This is a genomic window from Sulfurimonas sp. C5, from assembly GCF_029872055.1.
GTDB lineage: Bacteria > Campylobacterota > Campylobacteria > Campylobacterales > Sulfurimonadaceae > Sulfurimonas.
Genome location: NZ_JARXNQ010000018.1, coordinates 1 through 1222, shown reverse-complemented (window position 1 = coordinate 1222; position 1222 = coordinate 1). Strand labels below are relative to the sequence as shown.

General features: G+C 40.6%; 1 protein-coding gene. It reads left to right on the top strand.

What is annotated here, in order from left to right:
• Positions 1-23 precede the first annotated feature (23 nt).
• Positions 24-1222 (top strand): ammonium transporter (locus tag P6N22_RS10610; RefSeq protein WP_348542143.1); only part of this gene is annotated, 1199 nt, incomplete at its 3' end.

Below are 1222 nucleotides of genomic sequence, written 5' to 3'. Positions count from 1 at the left end.
TAGATACAGGTGATACAGCGTGGATGATGGTATCAGCTGCATTAGTATTACTTATGACACCAGCAGGTCTTGCACTTTTTTATGCAGGGATGACAAGAAGCAAGAATGTGCTTAATACTTATGCAATGGTATTAGGAGCATTTGCAGTTGCATTTATTGCATGGATAGCAGCAGGTTATTCAATGGCGTTTGGTGACGGTGGTTCAATGCAAAAAATCATTGGTGGATTTGGTAACGCATTCTTAAGCGGTATTAACTGGAATGATTTAAGCGGTACATACCCGACTTACGTATTCGTAGTATTCCAAGGTACATTCGCAGCTATCACAGTAGCGATCGCATCAGGTTCTGTAATTGAACGTATCAAGTTTTCAACTTGGTTAGTATTTGTTGCAATCTGGACAATCGTAGTATATGCTCCAATTACTCACATGGTATGGGGTGGTGACGGTGCACTATTATTCGATGCAGGTGCTCTAGACTTCGCAGGTGGTACAGTTGTACATATGAATGGTGGTTTAGCTGGTTTAGTATTAGCTTACTTAGTAGGTAAAAGAAACGGTTATCCAAAAATCGCTATGAAACCAATGTCAGTAATGTTAACAGCTCTTGGTGCTGCATTATTATGGTTTGGTTGGTATGGATTCAACGGTGGTTCTGCATTCGGTGCAAACGCTATCGCTGGTTTAGCTTATTTAACAACTACATTAGCAACTGCTTTTGCTGCTGTTGTATGGGTTCTTTTAGAGTGGGCTGTATTTAAAAAGCCAACTTTATTAGGTGCTGCTTCAGGTGTTGTAGCAGGTTTAGTTGCAATTACTCCGGCTGCTGGATTCGTTGATGTATCAGGTGCATTAATCGTTGGTGGTGTTGGTTCAGTAGTTGGTTTCTTCGGTGTTGCTGTAATGAAGAAAAAACTTGGTTACGATGATTCTTTAGATGCATTTGGTATCCACTTCCTAGCTGGTCTATGGGGTGCATTAGCAACTGGTCTTTTAGCTCTAAACGACCAAGACTTATTATGGGATGGTCCACTTAAAGCTGCAGGTGACAGAATGGGTCAATTTATGGTTCAAGTTGAATCTGTAGTAGTAGTTGGTATCTTCACTTTAGTTGGTACTGTTATCGTTTACTATATCGCAGCTGCTTTAACTGGTGGTGGTAGAGTTGATGAAGAAACTGAACAACTTGGTCTTGATGAAGCTGTTCATGGTGAAAAAGT